Source organism: Blautia sp. 2227st1_G12_2227SCRN_220401 (assembly GCF_039062885.1).
Taxonomy (GTDB): Bacteria; Bacillota; Clostridia; order Lachnospirales; family Lachnospiraceae; genus Blautia_A; species Blautia_A fusiformis.
In genome coordinates this window covers 26,728-47,368 of the sequence record NZ_JBCLNI010000013.1, presented here as the reverse complement: position 1 = coordinate 47,368, position 20,641 = coordinate 26,728, and the positions used below count along the sequence as shown (strand labels likewise).

Sequence of the window (20,641 nt, the reverse complement as noted above, 5' to 3'; positions counted from 1 at the left end):
TAGCACGCGCCCCGTTCCTTGTCAATAGAACGTTTCGTTTTCTCCGGCATACTTTTCTCTTTTATCGCTCCAGTACCATGTCTGTAAGCTTTTTCAGCTCTTCATAGCTTGAAATATTATTAGATTCTCTCCGGATTCCCGCACTGTGGCGCATACCGGCTGTATACCAGGCTACATGCTTCCGCATTTCGCGGATCCCGATATACTCACCCTTTATCGCGATCTGATCTTCGGCATGGCGCAGGATCATCTCGCAGACTTCCTCTGCGGTTGGTCTGGGAAGCTTTTCCCCGGTGTGGAAATAGTGGTTCAGCTCTCGGAAGATCCACGGGTTCCCACGTACTGCACGGCCGATCATCACCGCATCGCAGCCAGTCTCTTTAAACATGGCTTCTGCAGTTTCCGGTGAAACGATATCTCCGTTTCCTATCACCGGAATAGTCACCGCTTCCTTCACCCTGCGGATAGCATCCCAGTCCGCCTGACCAGAATAATACTGCTGTCTGGTCCTTCCATGAACTGCGATGGCTGCTGCACCGGCATCCTCCACCCGTTTTGCGATCTCCACCACATCCACCGGCGTATTTTCATCAAAGCCAATGCGGACCTTCACCGTTACCGGCTTGGAAACTGCTCCGGAAACACTGCGGACGATCTCTTCGATCAGCTGAGGATCCTTCAGAAGAGCTGAGCCCTCGCCATTATTTACCACCTTGGGAACCGGACATCCCATATTGATATCGAGAATGTCAAAGGGACGCTCCTCAATGCTTTTTGCCACCTCTGCCATAAGGTCCGGCTCGCTGCCGAAAAGCTGCATGGATACCGGATGCTCCCCGGGATTGATCTCCATCAGCGCCTCTGTGTTCTTATTATGAAAAGAGATTGCCTTGGCACTGACCATTTCCATACAGATCAGGCCTGCACCCTGCTCCTTGCAAAGTCTTCGAAATGCCAGATCCGTAACCCCTGCCATCGGTGCAAGCACAAAGGGGTTCGGTATCTCCACATTTCCGATCTTCCACTGCATCTTCATGGATCATTCCTCAACGGCATCTGCTTTTTTCTGCAGTTCCTCATCCGGGATATCTCCCAGGAAAAATACCTTGTAATACATTTCCAGAGATTCCAGAAGCTCTCTTTTGTCCCGCTGGAGTTCCTTGATCTTCAGTGCACTTCCGATCTCGTCAAAACGGGCATCTGCCTCCAGGGCCTCAGTCTTAAACTGCAGACTGCCGTCCTCATCAAATTCCAGTGTCAGGATCCCGCCTACATCCTCTGTGAAAAGCACACACATGATCTGCAGCTCCTGCTTTACCGTCTCAGGAAGAGACGCAAAATCCTGGTTAAAATAATATTTCTGCTCATAAGAGCTTGCTCCGCAGAGCACAATGTTATCCTGATACATAAAATCTCCTTTATTTATAACTTGACACTCCCCACAGCTAAAGCAGGGAGATTCTTGTTTTTTCCACTACTGCAATAAAACATCAACGGAAAATCGCTGCCGGAAATTTTATCCGATCTGTGCTGCATGTTTTACACATAGCTGTATAAACCACGTACAGAAACCTCTCCGGAATTTACTTCCTCGACTGTACCGTCTGCACGCTCTACCAGAAGCTCTCCGCCGGCATTGATCCCTCTTGCGATCCCCTCATATGGATCATTCTGATCCAGTACACGTACCGGCTGGTTCAGATTGGCCAGCATTTTCTCATAATCCGGTTTCAGGCCGCTGAGATCCTCTGTCTGTACAAATCTCTCATAATTTTCCTCAAAATGCTTCATCACAAGTCCGACTACCTGTGCCCGGTCAAAGGGATGTCCGCTTTCCAGATACAGAGAGGTAGCCTTATCTGCCATTTCTTCCGGGAAGCTTTCCATATTTACGTTAATCCCGACTCCGATAACTGCACAGCCGATCTTATCCTGCTTCATGGTCATTTCGGTTAAGATACCGCAGATCTTTTTGCGGGAAACAACTACATCGTTAGGCCATTTGATCCCTACCTCAAGACCGAGCTCTGCTACTGCCTGTGCAACTGAAAGTCCCATAACAAGTGTCAGCATCGGCGCCTTCTGCGGAGAAAATTCCGGGCAGATAAGGATACTCATAGTAATGGCACTGTCCGGCGGCGCACTCCATCGTCTTGTAAAACGTCCGCGTCCTGCGGACTGATATTCTGCCACAAACAGCTCTCCGTGTCCTGCGCCTTCTTCCCTCCAGGCACGTTTTCCCCAGAGGTTGGTGGAATCTGTTTCTCTTGCAAAATGGACGGTTTTGCCCGCCCATTTTGTATGTGTTGCCTGTGAAATTATTTCTTCATTAAATAAATCTGACATTATTTCTCCGGCTCTCCTAATGTTGCAACGATCACAGCCTTAATGGTGTGCATACGGTTCTCAGCTTCGTCGAATACCTTGGACTGCGGAGACTCGAATACTTCGTCTGTAACCTCCATATCTGTAAGGTTGAAACGCTCGCCCATCTCTTTTCCGATCTTTGTCTTAAGATCATGGAATGCCGGCAGACAGTGAAGGAAGATCGCCTTTTCACCGGCGTTCTCCATTACATGTCTGGTAACCTTGTATGGTGTCAGGTCGTGGATACGCTCTGTCCATACTTCATCAGGCTCGCCCATGGATACCCATACATCTGTGTAGATGATGTCCGCATCTTTTGTTCCTGCCTCCACATCCTCTGTGAGAGTGATGGTGGAACCTGCCTCTTCTGCCCACTGCTGACACTGTGCTACAAGCTCATCATTCGGGAAATATTTCTTATTGGTGCAGGCTACGAAATCAAGACCAAGCTTGGAGCATACAACCATCAGGGAGTTACCCATGTTGTAACGGGCATCGCCCATGTATACAAGCTTCAGGCCTTTCAGTTTGCCGAAATGTTCACGTACTGTCAGCATATCTGCAAGCATCTGTGTCGGATGATACTCGTTTGTCAGGCCATTCCATACCGGTACACCTGCATGCTTCGCAAGCTCCTCAACAATATCCTGACCGAAGCCACGGTACTCGATTCCCTCATACATTCTTCCGAGAACTCTTGCAGTATCTGCGATGCTCTCCTTCTTTCCAATCTGGGAGCCTGTGGGATCAAGATAGGTAGAACCCATTCCCAGATCATGAGCTGCCACTTCGAAGGAACAGCGTGTTCTTGTGCTTGTTTTTTCAAAGATCAGGGCAATATTCTTACCTCTGTAATACTCATGAAGCTCTCCTGCTTTTTTCTTTGCCTTCAGATCTGCTGCAAGGTCGATCATGTAAGTGATCTCTTCCGGCGTAAAGTCTTTCAGTGTCAGGAAATTTCTTCCTTTAAGATTCATAATATGTCCTCCTCACGGCTGCAGATTTATTTCTGCTCTGCCGGTTTATCTGTCATGATTTCCTTCAGGGATGTTGCCAGCCCTGCGATGCCCTGTATCTCGGACGGAATGATGATCTTCGTTGCCTTGCCGTCAGCAACTTTTGTAAGAGCCTCCAGGCTCTTCAGAGTAAGAACAGATTCATCTGCTCCTGCTTCCTTGATCATACGAAGTCCTTCTGCAGTTGCCTGCTGTACTTTAAGGACTGCCTGTGCCTGTCCTTCAGCCTCTTTGATCATACGCTCCTTCTGAGCCTCCGCATGAAGGATCGCCGCCTGCTTCTCAGCCTCAGCATCCAGGATCGCGGACTGTTTTTTACCCTCTGCAACAAGGATGGTGGAACGTTTCTCTCCTTCTGCTTTCAGAATGGCTTCTCGTCTCTCACGCTCAGCCTTCATCTGTTTCTCCATGGCATCCTGGATGGCTGCCGGAGGAATGATGTTCTTAAGCTCCACACGGTTAACCTTGATTCCCCATGGATCTGTAGCCACATCAAGGGAAGCACGCATCTTGGTATTGATAACCTCTCGGGATGTCAGTGTCTCATCCAGCTCCATATCACCGATGATGTTACGAAGTGTTGTAGCAGAAAGATTCTCGATCGCCATGATCGGATTCTCAACGCCATATGCGTAAAGCTTCGGATCTGTGATCTGGAAAAATACAACCGTATCGATCTGCATGGTTACATTATCTTTGGTAATTACCGGCTGCGGTGGAAAATCCACAACCTGTTCTTTCAGGTTTACTCTTCTTGCAACACGCTCAATGAACGGAACCTTGAAATGGATTCCTGTACTCCAGGTAGCCTTGTAAGCGCCAAGACGTTCCAGTACCACTGCATAGGCCTGCGGTACAATGCGGATACAGGATGCAAGTACCCACAGCACAAGAACGATGACTACAAGCAAAACAACAACTCCACCCATAATTTAGCCCTCCTTGCTAATTTCTTTTACGATCAGCTTCACTCCGCGGATCTCTTCAATCTCAACCACTGCACCTGTTGGAATTTCTTCCCCGTCATCTGCGGTCCGTGCAGTCCACTCGATGTCATTGATCCTCACCTGCCCGGTCTGGGCCAGGTTGTTGACCGGCTGTATCACTACGGCTCTTTTTCCCAGAAGGCTCTCTGCATTGGTCTTTTCCACGCCCTTGTTCATGTAGCGGACCGCCAGAGGTCTGGTAAAGATCAGAAGCACCACGGAAACTCCGAAAAATAAAAGGAGCTGTACAACAATTCCCCCACCAAGCCACGAGGCAATGCACGCCACAAGAGCACCGCCTGCAAACCAGACAGTGGTAAGTCCTACCGTGATTGCTTCAATTACCAGTAAAATTGCCAGTATTCCAAGCCAGGCCAAAGGTGTCATAAAACCCCTCCTCTCTTATTCTCTTCTCTGTCTTGCAGCTTCGTACATCAGAATTCCCGATGCCATGGCAGCATTCAGTGATTCTACCTTTCCGCACATGGGAATGCGGATCAGGCAATCTGCTGCCTCCGCCGCCTGATCAGTCAGGCCCTTTCCCTCGTTTCCGATGAAAAATGCGGTACCGCCCTTATAGGATTCCTGATCATAGGAATTCTCACCCTTCAGATGAGCTGCAAAACTGCGGATTCCCTTTTCTTTCAGCTTCTTTTCTAATGATACCACATCTTCCACGTATAGAAAAGGCATTCTGTAAATGGAGCCCATGGTAGAACGGATCACCTTGGGATTTGTGATATCCACGCAGGTTTTTGTGAGGAAAACTCCGCTTACGCCGGCGCCCTCACCGGTCCTGAGAATGGTTCCCGCATTTCCCGGATCCTGAAGATCCTCCAGAACCATGACCAGAGGATTTTTTCCCGCCAGTACCTCTTCCTCGCTCCAGGAAGGCAGCTTCAGAACTGTCAGGATCCCCTGGGGAGTCTTGGTATCACACATCTGACGGAATACGGAATCCTTCACGATCTCACAGGGATATTTTTCTGCCTGGGACATCAGCTCTTCATCCCGGGAAACGGCCTCGGAAACAAACACCTGGGAAACCCAGCTTTCCGGTGCTTCCAGAAACATTTTCCGGCCCTCTGCCACAAAAAGTCCCTGCTCTCTTCTGGCTTTTGCCTTCTGGTTCAGCTGCATGACATTTTTTATTTTTGCATTTGATACACTGGTTATCATACTTTTATTTCTCTCCTTCCGGCAATCCGTATTCGGTTAACGTAATTCCTCACGACTTGCATTCAGATCCTTGTTTTTTCCTATGGCGATTATGGAACAGTTGTCCGGAAGCGGTTCGGAAGGATCCAGATCTACCGTGACATTTTCACCCTGCTTGATGCCAATGATATTAATGTGAAAACGCTCCCGTACATTCAGATCTAACAGATTTTTTCCGATCCAGGATACCGGCATGGAAAACTCCGCCATACTGAACTCCGCTGAAAGCTCAAACACATCCAGATACCCGCCGGACATAAGATTTCTGGCAACCCGCAGTCCCATGGACTGTTCCGGATAAATGATCTTATCTGCACCGATTTTGTCAAGTATACGTCCATGAAGAGAATTCATACTTTTTGCAACTACAAAGGGCACTCCCAGATCTTTGGCCTGCATGGTTGCGGAAATACTGGCTTCCAGATTTTCGGCAACTGCGATAATGGCTACATCCACATTCTGAACTCCCAGAGCCTTCAGGATTCCCGGTTCACGGACATCTGCTTTTACCGCATAGGTTACTTTTTCGGAAATCTCTTCGATATTTTCTTCTTTGTCATCAATGGCAAGGACATCACAGTCTGACTCTGCCAACGTCACCGCCAGAGTCATTCCAAACTGTCCAAGCCCGATCACGGCAAAAGATTTATTTTTCATTCTATTCTCCTGTTTAACCGATCATGATATCTTCTTCACCGAGATGAGTTGTGCTTCCCGGCCTGTTGCGTACACGCATCACAACTGCTGTTCCAAGTGTCAGCGGTCCGATACGTCCCAGATACATGGTAAGGATCACGATCCACTTGCCTGCCACATTCAGCTGAGGTGTCAGTCCTCTTGAAAGTCCTACTGTAGCCCCCGCAGAAGTGATCTCATATAAAACATCTGCCAGATCCACTCCCGGCATTACTGCGGACAAAAGCACCGTCATGGTAAAAAGGATCAGCACACTGGTTCCTGCAACAACCATGGCAGAACGGAGATAGCTCTCACGGATCCTGCGGCCGTATACCTCTACATCCTTTTTTCCCTGAAGATATGCTGCAATGGAAAGGATCAGAACCGCAATGGTAGTAGTCTTCACACCACCGGCAGTGCCCATGGGTGATCCTCCGATAAACATCCACAGCAGGGAAATGATCACGGTAGGTGTGGACAAAAGTGACTGATCCATGGTATAAAATCCCGCCGTACGTGTTGTCACTGACTGGAAAAAGGATGCCATGAGCTTTGTTCCCAGTGGTGCCCCCTTCAGCGTGGAAGGGTTTCCGGATTCAAAGATAAATACCAGAAATGCTCCTGAAAATACCAGGATCCCGGTCATCGTAAGGACCAGCTTGCTCTGAAGCCGCAGTACACGAAAAACTCTGGATGGGGAGAGCTCTTTTCTCAGAACCTTGCGGAATTTATCCCACAGATCCCACCAGACGATAAATCCAAGACCTGACACAATGATCAGGCCAATCGTAGTGATATTGACCAGCGGATTGCTCACATATACCGAAAGGCTTGTTTCCCCGAAAAGATCGATCCCAGCGTTGCAGAATGCAGATACCGCCAGAAATATGGCATGCACCAGACCTTTTTTTATTCCAAATTCCGGTACAAAGCAAAACGCATACAGGACCGCACCGATTCCTTCTGCAAGAAACACGCATTTCACCACACTGCGGACTACAGCCACGACTCCACCCATTTCATCCAGGTTATAGGATTCCTTGATGATCCGCCGGTTTTTCAGGGAAATTTTCCGCCGGAGGCTGATAAATATCATATTCGCCAGTGCGATCAGTCCGATTCCGCCGATCTGTATCAGGCACAGGATAACCGCTTTTCCAATGGGGCTCCACTGGACTGCCATAACAACTGTGGAAAGTCCTGTCACACATACGCTGGTCGCCGCTGTAAAAACAGCATCCGGGAAGGTAACAGCCTGCCCGGGTGCACTGCAGAACGGCATCCACAAAATAAGTCCACCTACAAAAATCACCCCCGCAAAGCCGAGGGCAATTATTTGTGACGTATTCAGTTTATGCAATCCGTCTGAAACTTTTTTTAAGTTCATAAATATCTTTATTTTCTGTAATTATGAGAAAGAGAATTGCAGACCTCCCACATGTAGGAATCTACATTCTTCTGCATTGCAAGAGCCTCATTGATGTCGAAATCAACAAACTCACCATGACGGTATCCAACCACACGGCTGCGTTTTCCGGCAACAAGAAGATCTACTGCAAGAGCACCCATCATGGACGCATATACACGGTCCTTACATGTAGGGCTTCCACCACGCTGCATGTGACCAAGGATCGTTGCACGTGTCTCGATACCTGTTGCAGCCTCGATACGCTTCGCCATAGCCTCTGAATGGCCGATACCCTCAGCATTTACGATGATATGGTGTTTCTTGCCTTTCTTACGGCTCTCTACGATATTGTCAATAAGCTTCTGCTCATCGTAATCATATTTCTCCGGGATCAGGATATCCTCAGCACCGTTTGCGATACCGCACCATACTGCAAGGTATCCGGCGTTACGTCCCATAACCTCGATGATACTGCATCTCTCATGGGATGTGGATGTATCACGTACCTTGTCAATAGCTTCCATAGCTGTATTTACAGCAGTATCGAAACCGATGGTGTACTCGGTACATGCGATATCAAGGTCAATAGTTCCCGGCAGGCCAATGGTATTGATTCCAAGGTTCGCAAGCTTCTGAGCACCTGCGAAGGATCCGTCTCCACCGATAACAACAAGACCGTCGATTCCATGCTTTCTGCAGATCTCTGCAGCCTGCTGCTGTCCTTCCTCTGTTCTCATCTCTGCACATCTGGCAGTATAAAGAATTGTTCCGCCTCGCTCAATCGTATCGGAAACGTCCTTTGCTGTCATATCTCTGATCTCTTCATTTAAGAGACCGCTGTATCCTTTATAGATTCCCTTTACGTTCAGTCCGCTGCTTAATCCTCTTCTGACAACAGCACGGATTGCAGCATTCATTCCAGGTGCGTCACCGCCACTGGTCAAAACGCCGATCGTTTTGATTTTGTTCTCTGCCATATTGTTATCCTCCATCTTATGAAACAACCTATTGTAATACACATATTCGGGTATAGTTTATAGCATTTTTATAAGTTTTTCAATACTCTCTCCACAATTTTAACATTGGAACTTCCATATTTTTTACACATGCGCTCCAACCAGGAATCCTCGATATGGACCTGATAAGCAGGGGGAAGTTTCTTCATTGCCTTGACATCTTTGAGATAAATAACCACCGTGCTGTTTCCTCTGGATTCCATCAGATCGTCTACCAGACCGGTCTCGGCTTTTGCGTACTCTTCCCGGCTTTCAAACTGGAGCCACAGTTCTCTTGGCATATCATCAAAAAGACGGACCTTTTCCAGGATCAGCTTGCTGGCTTTGTCGTCTTCTGCGGATACTCTTCCCTGAATAAAGAGCCGGGCATCTTCATTCAGGAACATCTGGCATTTTTCGTAATCACGTGGAAATACCACAACCTCCACGGTGCCTACCAGATCTTCCACTGTAAGGAACGCCATTACCTTATTATTCTTTGTATATTTTATGGTTTTATCCGTGATCATTCCACCCACGATCACTTTCTGGTTATCGTAAACCTCCGGTATCCCTGTTTCATCATCCGGCTGAAAATCAGAAGTTTTTGCAGAGATCATTTTTTCCATCATGTTCCGGTAACGCTCCAGCGGATGACCGCTGAGATAGATGCCGAGAACTTCCTTCTCAAAGGTCAGTATCGTCTCCTTCGGATATTCTGCTGCCTGCGGCATACGGATCTCAAATTCCTTTTTATCTTCTTCAGGCGCAATATCAAAAAGACTCAGCTGTCCCGCCATGGTATGTTTCTTATCCTGGTTGATACTGTCTATGATCTGCGTATAAACCGTCATTTTCTGATTCCGGTTTCCCTCCAGGCAATCCAGCGCTCCGGCCTTGATCAGATTTTCCACAACTCTCTTGTTGATCTGGTCGATATTTCGCTCAATAAATGTTTTCAGGGAGGTATATTCTCCGTGCTCCTCACGCTCCCGCACAATCCCCTCGATTACCGGACGGCCGATACTCTTGATGGCAGAAAGTGCATAACGAATGGAACCATTGTCAACAGAAAAGCCATAAACACCATGATTGATATCCGGAGGAAGGATCCGGATCCCCATCTGGCGGCATACCGAAATATACTCGGCAACCTTGTTCGGCATTTCCACAACGGATGTCATCAGTGCAGCCATAAATTCTACCGGATAGTAATATTTGAGATATGCCGTCTGGTAGGAAACCACTGCATAAGCGGCAGCGTGAGACTTATTGAAGGCATACTTTGCAAAATCTGTCATCTCATCGTAGATCTTGTTTGCGATCTCCTCGGAAATACCGTTGGCAATACATCCCGGTACTCCCTCTTCCACGTTTCCGTAAACGAAATTCTGGCGTTCTTTTGCCATAACAGAAGCTTTTTTCTTGGACATGGCACGGCGCACCAGGTCACTTCGTCCAAGGGTGTAGCCTGCAAGCTCACGGACGATCTGCATAACCTGCTCCTGGTATACGATACAGCCATAGGTTGGCTTCAGGATCGGCTCCATCTGCGGACAGTCATAACGGATGGTATCCGGACGGTTTTTTCCGCGGATGTACTGCGGAATGAAATCCATGGGACCCGGACGGTAAAGCGAAATTCCCGCGATCACGTCCTCAAGGCTCTGAGGCTTCAGCTCCTTCATGAAGCTTTTCATTCCGGCACTCTCCAGCTGGAACACGCCGTCAGTACGTCCTGTTCCGAGAGAATCCAGTACCTTTTTGTCGTTGTAGTCGATCTTTTGCATATCCAGAAGCATACCGGTACTTTTTTCCACCATTTTCACAGCATTCTGGATAACCGTCAGGGTACGGAGACCCAGGAAATCCATTTTCAGAAGTCCCAGCTCTTCCAGTGTTGTCATGGTAAACTGCGTGACAATGGAACCATCCTGTGCTCTGGAAAGGGGTACGTATTCCGATACATCCTTCTGGCTGATCACAACACCTGCCGCATGCATGGAGGTATGCCTCGGAAGCCCCTCCAGACGTTTTGCCAGATCGATCAGACGATGGATATCGTCCTGTTCCTCGTAAGCCTTGCGAAACTCCGGATTCATTCCCAGTGCCTTGTCAATGGTGATATTCAGCTCCTGTGGGATCATCTTGGCGATGGTGTCCACCTGGGCATAAGGCATATCCAGAACACGGCCTACATCACGAATGACACCGCGGGCTGCCAGTGTACCGAAGGTAACGATCTGAACCACGCAGTCATCACCATATTTTCTTCTTACATAATCAATAACCTCCTGTCTCCGTTCGAAGCAGAAATCCACATCGATATCCGGCATGGATACTCGCTCCGGATTCAGGAAACGTTCAAAGAGCAGATCATACCGGATCGGGTCCAGCTGGGTGATCCCAAGTGTATAGGCAACCAGGCTTCCTGCGGCAGAGCCTCGTCCCGGACCGACCATGATATCGTTGTCCCTGGCATATTTGATAAAATCCCATACAATGAGAAAGTAATCTACATATCCCATGTTTTTGATCGTAGACAGCTCATAATCCAGGCGCTTTTTCAGCTCCTCTGTTACCGGATGATAACGCTGCTCAAGTCCCTCATGGCAAAGCTTGTTCAGATATTCCCAGGAGGTAAGTCCGTCCGGCACATCATATTTCGGCAGCTTGGTCACACCAAATTCAATCTCCACATGACATCTCTCCGCGATCCTGTGCGTGTTTTCCAGCGCTTCCAGCGCATATGGAAAAAGCCTCGCCATCTCCTCCGGCGATTTCACATAATACTGGCCGCCCTCATAGCGCATTCTGTTCTCATCGCTGAGCTTTTTCTGAGTCTGCAGACAAAGAAGAACATCATGTGGTTCCGCATCCTCTGCCATAGTGTAATGCACATCATTGGTGGCAACCAGATCGATCCCCGTCTCTCTGTGCATACGGAGAAGCTGCTGGTTTACGGTCTGCTGCTCCGGGATCCCATGGTCCTGAAGCTCCAGAAAGAAATTTCCTTTTCCGAAAATATCCTGGTAACGTAATGCCGCGATCTTGGCATCCTCATACATTCCACGTGCAAGATATCTGGCGACCTCTCCCGCCAGGCAGGCACTTAAGGCAATGATACCCTCGTGATATTTTTCCAGAAGCTCCAGATCCACACGTGGCTTGTAATAAAACCCTTCCACGAATGCCTTAGATACAATTTTCATCAGGTTGCTGTATCCCTGATTATTCTCAGCCAGCAGGACCAGATGATAATAACGGTCATCCCCACTTCCCACTTCTCTGTCAAAACGGGAGCCCGGAGCCACATAAACCTCACATCCGAGGATCGGATTGATCCCGGCTTCTCTTGCAGCCCTGTAAAAATCGATCACACCATACATAACGCCATGATCGGTGATCGCCGCACTGTCCATACCCAGCTCTTTTACTCTGGCTACATATTCTTTGATCTTATTGGAGCCATCCAGAAGGCTGTATTCTGTATGGACATGTAAATGTGTAAACTCCAAATTTATTCTCCTTATCGTAAAAAACAGGGCTCCGGATCCTCCCCGCTCTGCACTTTTCTCTGAACGTGCCGGAGCGTGTCTGATCCGGAGCCGGTCAACACCTTGTTATTTTTTAATGTAGATCCTTTTGTCACGGATCTCTACTTTTCCTTCCTTCATCAGATGACCGACTGCACGCTTGAATGCGTTCTTACTGAGGCCAAACTCTCTCTTGATGACTTCCGGTGAGGCATGATCATCAAATGGCAGCACCCCTGCAAATTCCTCGATCACACTGAATACGCTCTCTGCATCCTCATTGATCTGGATGTAAGCCTTCTGGCGGTCACTGACGTTCATCTTGCCATCCTCTTTCACCTCTGTGACACGAAGATCAAGAATAGCTCCCGGTCTGTACTTGCCTGTTGCCTCCCGTGCCGGGATCAGAGCGGAATATTTATCATCTACCGCAACAAAAACGCCGAAATTCCCACTGATCTCATAGACACGCCCCTTTACCGAATCTCCCGGTACATAAGGAGTTCTGGTGGAAAGATAATGATACACCTTCATGGTTGCACAGAGTCTGCTGCTCTTATCTACATAAAGAGCTACCAGACACTCCTCGCCTTCACGGACCCGGTTGGTCTGCTCATGATACGGAAGAAGAAGATCCTTCTCCAGTCCCCAGTCAAGAAAAGCACCAATCCTGGTAACCTGTTTTACCTTAAGGACTGCTGTCTGTCCTACCTGAAGCATCGGCTCACGGGTAGTTGCGATCAGTCTGTCCTGGGAATCCTTATAGATGAATACTTCGATCTCATCACCTGCTTTGGTTCCTTCCGGTACCTGTTTGGACGGAAGAAGCACTCGCTCATTCTGAGGTGCGTTTCGGTCCTCTCCAAGATATATTCCGAAATCCACGGTTTTTACAACCAGTAATTTCTGTTTTTTACCTAATTCTATCATTCTTACTCCTGTTCCTTAAAACTATATATGATCATTTACTATTTGCTGTCTGTCCTGCATTATAACATAAGAGAATTATTATAGAAAGCACAAAAAAGGCAGCTTCGGAAATTTCTTTCCGTCACTGCCTTTTATTTGCCATTCATGGGGGAATCTGCCCCCACATTGGGTCAGTCTGTTATTCTGTTGGTTTCTCAACCGGCATCGGGTTCATCATTTTAATGACAAAAAGTACGATCAGCATCAGCACGATTCCCACCGGAAGAGCGATCCATGCTGTTTTTACAAAGCCTGCAACAATATAAGTTACAAAGGATACTGCCGCAGCCAGGATCGCATACGGAAGCTGTGTGGAAACGTGAGTCACATGATCACACTGTGCTCCTGCGGAAGCCATGATCGTTGTATCGGAGATCGGTGAGCAGTGGTCTCCGCAAACTGCACCTGCCATGCAGGCGGACATGGAAATGATCATCATCTCAGGACTGGATTTCTCAAATACCGCAACAACGATCGGGATCAGGATACCAAAGGTTCCCCAGGAAGTACCTGTAGCAAATGCAAGTCCACATCCAACCAGGAAAATAATGGCCGGAAGGATAACTTCAATACCACCGGCAACAGAACGCATGGCTTCTTCTACGAATACCGCTGCACCAAGTGAGTCTGTCATAGCCTTCAGTGTCCATGCAAAGGTCAGGATCATGATCGCCGGTACCATAGCCTTGAATCCTTCCGGGATGCATCCCATACAGTCTCTGAAATTGACCACACGGCGGATCATATAGAAAATAATGGCAAACACCAGACCAAAAGCACTTCCCATTGCAAGGCCTGTAGAGGCATCACTCTGTGAAAATGCGGTAACAAAATCTGTTCCGCTGAAAAATCCTCCTGTATAGATCATACTGATGACACAGCAGATAACAAGCATAACGATCGGGATCACAAGATCGATCACCTTTCCTCTCGGATTCGGTGTCTCATCATCCGTTGCATTCTCATACGGTCTTGCAGATGTTGTATAAAGATCTCCGTTCAGAGCATTGATCTCATGTGTTCTCATGGCACCAAACTCGGTTTTCATCAGTACCATGCCAACCATCATTACAATCGTAAGGATCGCGTAAAAGTTATACGGGATGGTTCTTACAAAAATCGCAAGTCCATCCTGTCCCTCTACGAATCCGCTGACTGCAGCAGCCCAGGATGAGATCGGTGCGATGATACATACCGGAGCGGCTGTCGCATCGATCAGGTATGCAAATTTCGCTCTGGATACGTGATGTCTGTCAGTTACCGGACGCATAACGCTTCCTACTGTCAGGCAGTTAAAATAATCGTCAATGAAGATCAGGATTCCAAGGATGATCGCTGCAAGCTCTGCACCCACACGCGTGTGGATCTTTTTGCTGGCCCATCGTCCGAATGCGGCGGAGCCGCCGGCCTTGTTCATCATACATACCACAGATCCCAGGATTACCAGGAAGATCAGGATACCTACGTTATAGCTGTCAGAAAGAACCTTGATGATTCCTCCCTCAAAAATCTGTGTTACCGTTCCTTCAAATTTAAATCCGGAATAGATCAGTGCTCCTACTACAATTCCCACAAACAGAGAACTGTATACTTCTTTTGTGATCAGTGCAAGGACGATCGCAACAAGAGGTGGAAGCAGTGCCCAGATCGTTGCATACAGAGCAGGCTGGTAAGTCTCCTCCGCATCCGCAGCCAGCACAGTCAGGGGACTTGCCAGTGCGCCCATGAATACCATTGCCATAACAGACAATGCTGTTCCTGCTTTTTTACTCATTTTTCTCCTCCCTTTTCGGGGACAAAAAAACGGAGGCTGTCTCTTCTTAAGAACACCTCCGGTTAAATAATCCTTATTTAACTAATAGCCTGTCAGAAAATCTCCATTCAGCATATTAAATGCAGATCTCCCGAAGTGCTACCGATAGCGCTCCACATCCGTGACAGTACAACGCATATTCTGCGTTATCCCAGCACCCTGTCATCTGGCCTTCCAGAGCACTTCGGCAAATTTTCCTTTCTTTATGAACAGCCTGCCAGGGCCTTGCATCCATAAATACTGATAAAATCCGCGCCTCTATCTTCTTATCCGTGACCGTTTGCCCTCCGCAGGACTTCCCGGCCATCTTTTTTTCTTTATACTGTAGCAGTTTCCGACATAAATATCAAGTAGTTTACACAGATTCCTGCCATTCAGACCAATATTGTTACTTTTCACTCCGTTTTCAGTAACACGCTTCGCGGAATATTACCAGCGAACTGTAATCCAATATTGCCTTATTTACTGCTCATTCAGCAGCCACTTCACATCCACTCCCAGCACCTTTGCAAACACCCGCAGTTCATAATCTGCCACAAAACGTTCTCCTCCTTCGATCCGGCTGATACTGTCACGCTCCAGCATCACTCCTTCCACCTGCATTTTTGCTGCCAGCGCAGATTGCGACATCCGTTTCATATTCCTCATCTGGCGTATTTTTTCTCCGGAAACGTTCTTTTTTCCCTGATAAGTGTATATTTTCATCCTGCCACCTATTTTAATAAATGTGTTAATGTTCTGCATTTTTCTTGACATTAGCATATATTTCGGCGGCACCTGTGTTAAAGGTCAGCAAATCTGACATTTTCTGCATTTTTCGACAAAAAATGCCGCGGTACTGTTCCGCGGCATTTCCACTCAAGCGGATATTGACGATCCACCATCGGGTCAAACTGTTTTTTCTTCTGATCAGTCTTCCTGTCCTACCTGACCATAATATGCATTTGCACCATGTTTTCTGTAGTAATGCTTATCCTGAAGCTCCTGCGGTGCCGGTTTTACATCCGGATTGATCAGCTCGCAGCGAGATGCCATCTTGGCAACCTCCTCAAGAACAACTGCGTTATGAACTGCCTCATGAGCATCCTTACCCCAGGTAAAAGGTCCGTGGTTCTTGCACAGCACGGCCGGTACTGCTTCATAATCTTTGTTTTTGAAATAATCAGCAATAAGAACTCCCGTGTTCTTCTCATATGCCTCTTCGATCTCTCTTTTGGTCAGATTACGCACACATGGTACTTCTCCGTAAATGTAATCTGCATGTGTGGTTCCATAACACGGGATCGATCTGCCTGCCTGCGCCCAGCTTGTTGCCCAGGATGAGTGGGTATGTACGATGCCGCCGATATTCGAAAACGCTCTGTAAAGAACTGCATGTGTCGGTGTATCAGAGGATGGATTGTATCTTCCTTCTACTTTATTTCCATCAAGATCTACCACTACCATGTCTTCCGGTGTCAGCTTGTCATAATCCACACCACTTGGCTTGATCACAAAAAGTCCCTGCTCCCTGTCGATCCCGCTGACATTTCCCCATGTAAAGGTAACAAGACCATATTTTGGCAGATCCATATTTGCTCTGTAAACTTCTTCTTTTAATTTTTCAAGCATAGCGCGCCCTCCTTTTACGGTATAGTTGTTTCAAAAACGATGTACTAATCTCTACCGCCTGTATTTATTTTGTAAACTCAACTACTGCGTAAGGTTCTTTATCCTCCGCGTTGAGAACTACAGCTTCTTTATTTTCTGTCATATATACTTCCGGAATGATAACATTATCCAGTACTGCCTGACGTTTATATTCAGCACGAAGCTGACCAACTTTAAAATCCTCAGGCAGATGATCCGCTGCCATCCGGATATACTGACAGTTGTTCACATGATGATTGGTGTCCAGATGATGCTTCTGTACGGAAAAAGCATTCTGCACTTCCCGTTCCTTCGGAAGCGCGATCTTTCTTGGTGCATAATCCATCTCTATTTTTTCGCCCAGATCATAGGGATCTGTATCTACCGGTGTCAGCTTTTCCGGAAGACCGGTTTCTGTATTGATAAAGGACCAGTAGGAATTGGCCCATGCCAGCTTCTCACCATCCATTGTCTCAAGAATAAAATTACGCATTCCGATAAATCCACGAAATCCATAAGGAATTGTTGTTACTTTTATATTTTCACCAAGCTTTGGATACCGCTTCATGATCACCTGCCATGCAGAAAGTACCCAGGCTCTTTTCTGTTCCTTTAATACTTCCATACCGACTCCTGTCTGCTCGGATTCAAAGGTACAGCAATCCTGAAAATAATCCAGAACTCCCGGCAGCGTCAGACAGCCATCTTCTCCGATCTCACTGAATCTTACTCGACTCTCAAAACTGTAACTCATTCATGCCTCCTGTCATACTGTCTATACTTTATTGTAACACTTGGCAGGAAGAAACGCACTTGTTTTTTTTGGGGCGCAGCGGATTGCGAATATCTTCTTATTTTTGAGTACCAAAAAAGTACCTCGTAACTGAGGTACTTAAGAAGCAGGGCTACAAGGATTCGAACCTTGAACTGACGGAGTCAGAGTCCGTTGCCTTACCGTTTGGCGATAGCCCTATGTGTTTTGTTTTTCGCTTGCCTTATCGCTTGCGACGGATGTTATTATATAACAGCTTTTTTGAAATTGCAACCCCTTTTTTTAATTTTTTTTATTTTTTTTCAAAATTTCTTAAACTGCTGTTAAAACTCCTTATTATATGCGGGTTGACGCAGTAAAAAAAAATTTACAATCCACTCCTTTGTGTTATAATAAGCCGTATAATAAAAAGAACGGAAACAACCGTGTATTTCCCTCCGGTCACAATATCCGGAGGCATCCAAAGGAGAACGCTATGCGAGCAAATAACCTTACTCTGCTCACGGACCTCTATGAGCTTACCATGATGCAGGGATATTTCAAAAACCCTACCAACCAGACCGTTGTCTTTGACATGTTCTACCGAAACAATCCGTGCGATGGCGGTTTTGCCATCTGTGCAGGACTGGAGCAGATGATCGAATACATCGAAAATCTCCGTTTCTCAGAAGAAGACATTACCTATCTGAGAAGTCTTGGCATCTTTGAGGATGATTTCCTTGAGTATTTGAGCAACTTCAGATTCACCGGTGATATCTACGCAATTCCGGAGGGAACCGTGATCTTCCCGAGAGAGCCGATGGTCAAGGTTATCGCACCGATCATGGAAGCTCAGCTTGTAGAGACGGCCATCCTGAACATTATGAACCATCAGAGTCTTATTGCCACTAAGGCAGCACGTGTATGCCACGCAGCCAAGGGCGATCCCATCATGGAATTCGGTCTTCGCCGTGCCCAGGGTCCGGACGCCGGGATCTTCGGTGCCAGAGCTGCAGTGATCGGCGGATGTGCCGGTACTTCCAACGTACTGACCGGCCAAATGTTTAACGTTCCGGTTCTCGGAACACATGCTCATTCCTGGATCATGAGTTTCCCGGATGAGTACACTGCCTTTAAGACCTATGCGAGACTTTACCCGAATTCCTGTACTCTTCTGGTTGACACCTACGATGTCCTGAAATCCGGTGTTCCCAATGCGATCCGTGTATTTGAGGAGATGCGTGAGGAAGGTATCCAGCTGAAGAACTATGGAATCCGTATCGACAGCGGTGATCTTGCATATCTTTCCAAAAAAGCTTACAAGATGCTGGCTGCTGCCGGTTTCGATGATGCTACCATTTCCGCATCCAGCGATCTTGATGAATATCTTATCGAAAGCCTGAAGGCCCAGGATGCCAAGATCAATTCCTGGGGCGTCGGAACCAAGCTGATCACAGCCGATAACAATCCGGCATTCGGCGGCGTATACAAGCTTGCCGCTGTAAAGGACGCTGACAGCGATGCCTTCCAGCCAAAGATCAAGCTTTCCGAAAACACAGAAAAGGTTACCAACCCGGGCAACAAGACTGTATACCGTATCTACAGCAAGAAGACCGGCAAGATCAAGGCCGATCTGATCTGCCTTGCAGATGAGAAATTCGATCCGGAAGAAACTATGGTGATCTTCGACCCGGTTGACACCTGGAAAAAGACCAAGGTTCTTGGCGGAACCTACGAACTCCGTGAGCTCCTTGTTCCTGTAATTAAAGATGGTAAGAGCGTTTACAAGTCTCCATCTGTCATGGAACTCCGCGACTACTGCAAACAGGAGCAGAACACACTGTGGGATGAATCCAGACGTTTCGTTAATCCGCAGAAGGTTTATGTAGATCTCTCCCAGTCACTCTATGACATGAAGAAGGCTCTCCTGGAAGAAATGAGTGAAAAAGAGCTCTGATAAACAGAAATAAGCATTCATAAACCCTCCTTTCTTATCATAAGCTTATGGATAAGGAAAGGAGGGTTTTTATTGCACAGAGAATTTTATACCCGGCTGATCAGCAGGGAGCATCCTCTGCCGGAAGCCTTTGTGCCGGAACATCTTATCGATATCGGACTTCCATTTGAAGCAGCACCGGGAGATCCGAAGCGGCTTCTGGAATACCAGGCTGCAAAAGCGGCTTCTCAGCTTTTTCATGCCTGTCACAGATGTGGTCTGAACCTGTGGGCAGTTTCCGGATATCGTTCCTACCAGCGACAGAAGGAGCTCTTTACGGAAAGCCCTTTTGTTGCCAGGCCAGGTACGAGCGAGCATCAGAGCGGACTTGCTCTGGATGTCTCCTGTCCTTCCATCCATATGGAGCTCTCCGAAAGGTTTTCCGCAACAGGAGAAGGCCGCTGGCTGAAAAAGAACGCTCCGCTCTATGGTTTCATCCTCCGGTATCCCAAAAACAGAGAGGAGATCACCGGCTTCCCTTACGAGCCCTGGCACATCCGCTATGTGACCAAACCTCTGGCTTCCTGGCTCACCATCACAAATCTGACTCTGGAAGAATACCACAGTTTTCCTTCCCGGTGCCCGCACCCTCCCTGATCTGCTGCCTCCTGGCATCTGCATCTGATGTTTATATCTTGATCTTCACACATTTTTCTGTACATCTGATGCACGTTTACTGCTCCATCTGTCTGCCAAGAAAACCGGCTGCTGTGCGGACAAGTGCACGCTCCGTGTCACCCATTTCCGCTTTTTCGCTTCTGGACAGAAGGATCACGGCCCCGATCGCATCGCTGGCACACAGAACAGGCTGTATCATTTTTCGTTCAAAAGAATCACTGTCATCGACAATGATCGGGATATTTTCCCTGCTGCTCCGACTGATCAGTCTGCATTCTCTGCCGGCAATGACTGCATCCAGCTCAGAACTGATCTCTTTTCCTTCCAGTTCCCGGCTTCCGCTGCCACATGCCGCCACCACCTGATCACGATCCGTGATACATGCCGTCAGTCCGGTGGTCTGTACCAGCGCTTCCGCATATTCCACAGCAAACGAATTCAATTCTCCAATAGGCGAATATTTTTTCAGGATGATCTGTCCTTCTCTGTCTGTAAAAATCTCCAGTGGCGTTCCTTCCTTGATCCGCAGTGTCTTTCGTATCTCTTTTGGAATCACAACCCTGCCCAGATCATCGATCCTGCGAACAATTCCCGTTGCTTTCATCTTCCTGAATTCCTCCTGTATTTTCTGTTCATTGTACGTCAATGTTATGTCAACCAT

At 47.5% G+C, this 20,641-nt stretch carries 19 protein-coding genes, 1 tRNA gene and 1 riboswitch; of the genes, 2 read left to right on the top strand and 18 right to left on the bottom strand.

Annotation, left to right across the window (positions count from 1 at the left end):
* Positions 1-61: 61 nt before the first annotated feature.
* From dusB to ABCM67_RS08370, 17 genes are all read right to left on the bottom strand, one after another.
* Positions 62-1,036, bottom strand: coding sequence for a tRNA dihydrouridine synthase DusB (dusB, locus tag ABCM67_RS08450; protein WP_192925840.1), 975 nt, complete (start codon positions 1,034-1,036; stop codon positions 62-64).
* Positions 1,037-1,039: 3 nt separating this feature from the next.
* Positions 1,040-1,408, bottom strand: coding sequence for a DUF6145 family protein (locus ABCM67_RS08445; protein ID WP_015526724.1), 369 nt, complete (start codon positions 1,406-1,408; stop codon positions 1,040-1,042).
* 131 nt (positions 1,409-1,539) lie between these two features.
* The gene (locus tag ABCM67_RS08440; RefSeq protein ID WP_059086451.1) at positions 1,540-2,346 is read right to left on the bottom strand and encodes a biotin--[acetyl-CoA-carboxylase] ligase; all 807 of its coding nucleotides are present in this window, start codon (positions 2,344-2,346) and stop codon (positions 1,540-1,542) included.
* Positions 2,346-3,344: an ornithine carbamoyltransferase gene (argF, locus tag ABCM67_RS08435; RefSeq protein WP_015526726.1), complete on the bottom strand. Its 999-nt coding sequence runs from the start codon at positions 3,342-3,344 to the stop codon at positions 2,346-2,348. The genes ABCM67_RS08440 and argF overlap by 1 nt, the downstream gene beginning before the upstream one ends.
* Before the next feature lie 26 nt (positions 3,345-3,370).
* Entirely contained in the window at positions 3,371-4,312 is a 942-nt protein-coding gene (locus ABCM67_RS08430) for an SPFH domain-containing protein (RefSeq protein WP_015526727.1), read from the bottom strand.
* Positions 4,313-4,315: 3 nt separating this feature from the next.
* Complete coding sequence (locus ABCM67_RS08425) at positions 4,316-4,756, bottom strand: NfeD family protein (RefSeq protein WP_021652591.1); 441 nt, start codon at positions 4,754-4,756, stop codon at positions 4,316-4,318.
* A 15-nt stretch (positions 4,757-4,771) separates the two neighbouring features.
* Positions 4,772-5,548, bottom strand: a complete 777-nt coding sequence (locus ABCM67_RS08420; RefSeq protein WP_021652590.1) for an RNA methyltransferase — start codon at positions 5,546-5,548, stop codon at positions 4,772-4,774.
* A gap of 36 nt (positions 5,549-5,584) precedes the next feature.
* Positions 5,585-6,244, bottom strand: coding sequence for a TrkA family potassium uptake protein (locus tag ABCM67_RS08415; RefSeq protein ID WP_147603691.1), 660 nt, complete (start codon positions 6,242-6,244; stop codon positions 5,585-5,587).
* Positions 6,245-6,257: 13 nt separating this feature from the next.
* Positions 6,258-7,652 carry a potassium transporter TrkG gene (locus ABCM67_RS08410; RefSeq protein ID WP_021652589.1) on the bottom strand — a complete coding sequence of 465 codons (1,395 nt, stop codon included), beginning with the start codon at positions 7,650-7,652 and terminating at the stop codon, positions 6,258-6,260.
* A gap of 8 nt (positions 7,653-7,660) precedes the next feature.
* Entirely contained in the window at positions 7,661-8,650 is a 990-nt protein-coding gene (gene pfkA, locus ABCM67_RS08405; protein WP_059086454.1) for a 6-phosphofructokinase, read from the bottom strand.
* A gap of 68 nt (positions 8,651-8,718) precedes the next feature.
* Positions 8,719-12,186, bottom strand: coding sequence for a DNA polymerase III subunit alpha (locus ABCM67_RS08400; RefSeq protein ID WP_021652587.1), 3,468 nt, complete (start codon positions 12,184-12,186; stop codon positions 8,719-8,721).
* Between the two features lie 105 nt (positions 12,187-12,291).
* Positions 12,292-13,134 (bottom strand): S1-like domain-containing RNA-binding protein, encoded by an 843-nt coding sequence (locus tag ABCM67_RS08395; protein ID WP_021652585.1) that lies wholly within the window; start codon positions 13,132-13,134, stop codon positions 12,292-12,294.
* Between the two features lie 178 nt (positions 13,135-13,312).
* Positions 13,313-14,947 (bottom strand): Na+/H+ antiporter NhaC family protein, encoded by a 1,635-nt coding sequence (locus ABCM67_RS08390; RefSeq protein ID WP_118753302.1) that lies wholly within the window; start codon positions 14,945-14,947, stop codon positions 13,313-13,315.
* A 137-nt stretch (positions 14,948-15,084) separates the two neighbouring features.
* A riboswitch (Lysine riboswitch) is annotated at positions 15,085-15,255 on the bottom strand.
* 193 nt (positions 15,256-15,448) lie between these two features.
* A complete protein-coding gene (locus ABCM67_RS08385; RefSeq protein WP_015526736.1) occupies positions 15,449-15,691 on the bottom strand; it encodes a helix-turn-helix transcriptional regulator in 243 nt (80 codons plus the stop codon).
* A gap of 204 nt (positions 15,692-15,895) precedes the next feature.
* Positions 15,896-16,597: an L-ribulose-5-phosphate 4-epimerase gene (locus ABCM67_RS08380; RefSeq protein WP_059086456.1), complete on the bottom strand. Its 702-nt coding sequence runs from the start codon at positions 16,595-16,597 to the stop codon at positions 15,896-15,898.
* Positions 16,598-16,661: 64 nt separating this feature from the next.
* Positions 16,662-17,369 (bottom strand): acyl-ACP thioesterase domain-containing protein, encoded by a 708-nt coding sequence (locus ABCM67_RS08375; protein ID WP_147603692.1) that lies wholly within the window; start codon positions 17,367-17,369, stop codon positions 16,662-16,664.
* Positions 17,370-17,515: 146 nt separating this feature from the next.
* Positions 17,516-17,587: transfer RNA gene (locus tag ABCM67_RS08370), tRNA-Gln, on the bottom strand.
* 275 nt (positions 17,588-17,862) lie between these two features.
* Between ABCM67_RS08370 and ABCM67_RS08365 the strand changes: the two genes are divergently transcribed.
* Together ABCM67_RS08365 and ABCM67_RS08360 are read left to right on the top strand one after the other, a co-directional pair.
* Complete coding sequence (locus tag ABCM67_RS08365; RefSeq protein ID WP_015526739.1) at positions 17,863-19,323, top strand: nicotinate phosphoribosyltransferase; 1,461 nt, start codon at positions 17,863-17,865, stop codon at positions 19,321-19,323.
* A gap of 72 nt (positions 19,324-19,395) precedes the next feature.
* Positions 19,396-19,959, top strand: coding sequence for a M15 family metallopeptidase (locus ABCM67_RS08360; protein WP_147603693.1), 564 nt, complete (start codon positions 19,396-19,398; stop codon positions 19,957-19,959).
* Between the two features lie 76 nt (positions 19,960-20,035).
* Here the strand turns inward: ABCM67_RS08360 and ABCM67_RS08355 are convergent, their stop codons facing one another.
* Positions 20,036-20,584, bottom strand: a complete 549-nt coding sequence (locus tag ABCM67_RS08355; protein ID WP_147603694.1) for a stage V sporulation T C-terminal domain-containing protein — start codon at positions 20,582-20,584, stop codon at positions 20,036-20,038.
* Between the last annotated feature and the right edge of the window lie 57 nt (positions 20,585-20,641).

Excerpts from the sequence above, each read along its gene's own strand:
- dusB (WP_192925840.1), bottom strand. The coding sequence starts at position 1,036 with ATGAAGATGCAGTGGAAGATCGGAAATGTGGAGATACCGAACCCCTTT.
- ABCM67_RS08445 (WP_015526724.1), bottom strand. The coding sequence starts at position 1,408 with ATGTATCAGGATAACATTGTGCTCTGCGGAGCAAGCTCTTATGAGCAG.
- ABCM67_RS08440 (WP_059086451.1), bottom strand. The coding sequence starts at position 2,346 with ATGTCAGATTTATTTAATGAAGAAATAATTTCACAGGCAACACATACA.
- argF (WP_015526726.1), bottom strand. The coding sequence starts at position 3,344 with ATGAATCTTAAAGGAAGAAATTTCCTGACACTGAAAGACTTTACGCCG.
- ABCM67_RS08430 (WP_015526727.1), bottom strand. The coding sequence starts at position 4,312 with ATGGGTGGAGTTGTTGTTTTGCTTGTAGTCATCGTTCTTGTGCTGTGG.
- ABCM67_RS08425 (WP_021652591.1), bottom strand. The coding sequence starts at position 4,756 with ATGACACCTTTGGCCTGGCTTGGAATACTGGCAATTTTACTGGTAATT.
- ABCM67_RS08420 (WP_021652590.1), bottom strand. The coding sequence starts at position 5,548 with ATGATAACCAGTGTATCAAATGCAAAAATAAAAAATGTCATGCAGCTG.
- ABCM67_RS08415 (WP_147603691.1), bottom strand. The coding sequence starts at position 6,244 with ATGAAAAATAAATCTTTTGCCGTGATCGGGCTTGGACAGTTTGGAATG.
- ABCM67_RS08410 (WP_021652589.1), bottom strand. The coding sequence starts at position 7,652 with ATGAACTTAAAAAAAGTTTCAGACGGATTGCATAAACTGAATACGTCA.
- pfkA (WP_059086454.1), bottom strand. The coding sequence starts at position 8,650 with ATGGCAGAGAACAAAATCAAAACGATCGGCGTTTTGACCAGTGGCGGT.
- ABCM67_RS08395 (WP_021652585.1), bottom strand. The coding sequence starts at position 13,134 with ATGATAGAATTAGGTAAAAAACAGAAATTACTGGTTGTAAAAACCGTG.
- ABCM67_RS08390 (WP_118753302.1), bottom strand. The coding sequence starts at position 14,947 with ATGAGTAAAAAAGCAGGAACAGCATTGTCTGTTATGGCAATGGTATTC.
- ABCM67_RS08385 (WP_015526736.1), bottom strand. The coding sequence starts at position 15,691 with ATGAAAATATACACTTATCAGGGAAAAAAGAACGTTTCCGGAGAAAAA.
- ABCM67_RS08380 (WP_059086456.1), bottom strand. The coding sequence starts at position 16,597 with ATGCTTGAAAAATTAAAAGAAGAAGTTTACAGAGCAAATATGGATCTG.
- ABCM67_RS08375 (WP_147603692.1), bottom strand. The coding sequence starts at position 17,369 with ATGAGTTACAGTTTTGAGAGTCGAGTAAGATTCAGTGAGATCGGAGAA.
- ABCM67_RS08365 (WP_015526739.1), top strand. The coding sequence starts at position 17,863 with ATGCGAGCAAATAACCTTACTCTGCTCACGGACCTCTATGAGCTTACC.
- ABCM67_RS08355 (WP_147603694.1), bottom strand. The coding sequence starts at position 20,584 with ATGAAAGCAACGGGAATTGTTCGCAGGATCGATGATCTGGGCAGGGTT.